General features: G+C 69.5%; 1 protein-coding gene. It reads left to right on the forward strand.

Going from position 1 to position 3,180, the window contains the following annotated elements; translation table 11 throughout:
* Nucleotides 1-3,180: non-ribosomal peptide synthetase (locus G4D87_RS35900; protein WP_163787285.1), on the forward strand; the 3,180-nt coding region annotated here is incomplete at both ends.

The raw sequence follows: 3,180 nt of genomic DNA on the forward strand, positions 1-3,180 counted from the left end.
GAAGTGCCAGTGGCGCTGTGCCTGGAGCGGGGCGTGGAGTGGGTGGTGGCGATGTTGGGGATTCTGAAGGCGGGAGGCGCGTATGTGCCGCTGGACCCCGCGCAACCAGAGTCCCGCCTGCGCGCGCTGGTGGAAGAGGTGGCCGCGCCGGTGGTGGTGACGCAGACGCGGCATGCGGCGACTTTCGAGGGGCTGTCGGCGCGCCGGGTGGAGTTGGATGGAGACGCGGCGCGGCTCGAGGCGCAGCCGACGGCAGCGCCGCGGGTAGAGGTGCACCCGTCGCAGCTGGCGTACGTGCTGTTCACGTCCGGAAGCACGGGGCGGCCCAAGGGCGTGGGGGTGTCGCACGGGCAGCTTGCCAACTACGTGGAAGCGGCGAACGCGCGGCTGGGGTTGGCGGAGTGCCGCAGCTTCGCGCTGGTGTCGACGGTGGCGGCGGACCTGGGAAACACGGTGCTGTACGCGGCGCTGTGGACGGGGGGGCTGCTGCATGTGCTGACGCAGGAGCGGGCAAGCAGCGCGGCGGGAGTGGAGGCGTACTTCCAGCGGCATGCGGTGGAGTGCTTGAAGGTGGTGCCCTCGCATCTCGCGGCGCTGATGAGTGGCGCAGCGCCCGGGCAGGTGCTGCCGACGAAGCGCCTGGTGGTGGGAGGAGAGGCGGCCTCGTGGAGCCTGCTGGAGCAGGTAGCGGCGTTGGCGCCCGGGTGCGAGGTGTACAACCACTACGGCCCGACGGAGACGACGGTGGGTGTGCTGGCGGGGCGAGTGGAGCTGCCGCGTCGAGCGGAGTTACCCGCGACGGTGCCGCTGGGACGGCCGATGGGCAACACGCGGGTGTACGTGTTGGACGGGAGCCTGCGTCCCGTGCCGGTGGGAGTGGGGGGAGAGTTGTACGTGGGAGGGGCGCAGGTCACGCGAGGGTACGTGGGGCGCCCGGAGCTGACGGCGGAGCGGTACGTGCCGGACCCGTACAGTGGGACGGCTGGAGCGAGGATGTACCGCACGGGCGACAAGGTGCGGTGGTTGGGGGATGGGCGCCTGGAGTTCATCGGGCGGACGGACTTCCAGGTGAAGGTGAGAGGGTTCCGGGTGGAGCCCGGAGAAGTGGCGGCGGCGCTCAGAGCGCATCCCGACGTCCAGGACGCGGTGGTGGTCGCGCGAGAAGAGGTGCCTGGCGACAAGCGGCTGGTGGGCTACGCCGTTCGCACGGCTCGGGCTGCTCCGGACATCGCGGCCCTCAGGGCCTTTCTCCAGCAGCGGCTTCCTGGGCACATGGTGCCGTCAGCGCTGGTGGTACTGGAGGCCTTGCCGCTGACGCCCAATGGCAAGGTGGACTGGCGCGCGCTGCCCGTGCCGGACGTGTCGGCGCGGGGCTCGGCTCCCGCCTATGAGGCGCCGGCTTCCCCCATGGAGGAGACGCTGGCCGCTGTCTGGGCCCACGTCTTGCGGATGGAGCGGGTGGGCCGGGAGGATGACTTCTTCGCGTCGGGTGGACATTCGCTCCTGGCCACGCAGGTGGTGTCGCGCGTGCGTGCGGTCCTGGGCGTCGAGGTCCCGCTGCGGGCTCTCTTCGAGGCGCCCACCTTGAGGTCCTTTGCCCAGCAGGTGGAGCAGGCGACTCGGAGCCAGGCGCTGCCCGCGCTGCGTCCGATGCCTCGGGGGGACCGGGTGCCGCTGTCCTTCGCGCAGCAGCGACTGTGGTTCCTGGATCGGCTGAAGCCGGGCGGCACCGAGTACAACGTACCGTATGTGCTGCGGGTGGAGGGGCCCCTGGATGTGTCTGTCCTGGAGCGAGCCTTGTCGGAGCTGGTGCGCCGGCATGAAGTTCTGCGCACGGCCTTCCCGGAGGAGGGCGGAGCACCTGTCCAGCAAATCGCTTCGCCATCGCCGGTCCACCTCTCCGTGGTCGAGCTGGGCGCCCAGGGCGAGTCCGAGGTGCGGCACCGGGTGCGCGCGGAAGTCGACCGCTCATTCGAGCTCGCGCGTGGGCCGCTGCTGCGCCCCCTGCTGTTGAAGCAGTCCGAGCAGGCGCACGTCCTCGTGCTGCTGCTGCATCACATTGTCACCGACGGCTGGTCCGCGAGCGTGCTGCTTCGGGAGTTGGCGGCGCTCTACGACGCCTTCTCGCAAGGGCTGCCGTCACCCTTGCCAGAGCTGCCCGTCCAGTACGCGGACTACGCGCTGTGGCAGCGCGAGTGGTTGAAGGACGAGGTGTTGGAAGCGCAGGTTCGCTACTGGCGCGAGGCGCTGGCGGGTGCGCCGCGATTCCTGGACCTCCCCACGGACAGGCCTCGCCCCGCGGCGCAGACCTTTCGAGGCGGGGTCCAGCGGCAGATGTGGCCGAAGGCGCTGTGGCAGCAAGTGGAGGCGGCCGCGCGGCGAGAAGGGGCCACGCCGTTCATGGTGCTGCTGGCGGCGTATCAGACGGTGTTGTGGCGGCTCTCCGGGCAGGACGACATCAGCGTGGGCTTCCCCATCGCAGGTCGCACGCAGGCGGAGACGGAGGGGCTCATCGGCAACTTCGCCAATACCCTGGTGCTGAGGGCTCGCGTACGTCCCGAGCTGTCCTTCCGGGACATGTTGGCGCAGGTGCGTGAGGTGACCCTGGGCGCCTACGCGCACCAGGACGTCCCGTTCGAGAAGCTGGTGGAGGCACTGCAGCCAGAGCGGGACCTGAGTCGCAGCCCGTTGTTTCAAGTGTCCCTGACACTTCAGAACACGCCTGCGCCCGAAGTGAAGCTGCGACAGGGCTTGTCGCTGACGGTGATGGACGCGCGGATTCAGACGTCGAAGTTCGACCTGTCGATGTTCGTCGTCGAGCTACCGGAAGGTGCCGCCGCGTCAGTCAATTACAACAGCGACCTGTTCGACGCGAAGACGGCGGAGCGGCTGCTGAAGCAGGTGTCGGTGCTGCTGGAGGCCGCGGTCGCGAATCCGGAGACGCGCCTGGGTGAGCTGCCATTGATGTCCTCCGCCGAGCGTCTGCGATTGGTGGAGGAGTGGAGCGGGCGGAGCGTGGAGTACCCGCGAGACGCGTCGCTGGCGGAGCTGTTCGAAGCGCAGGTGGAGAAGACACCGGACGCGGTGGCGGTGGAGTGGGCTGGGCAGCAGGTGAGTTACGAGGCGCTGAATCGGCGAGCCAACCAACTGGCACACCACCTGAGGGGGATGGGAGTGGGC

The organism is Myxococcus vastator (genome assembly GCF_010894475.1).
Taxonomy (GTDB): Bacteria; Myxococcota; Myxococcia; order Myxococcales; family Myxococcaceae; genus Myxococcus; species Myxococcus vastator.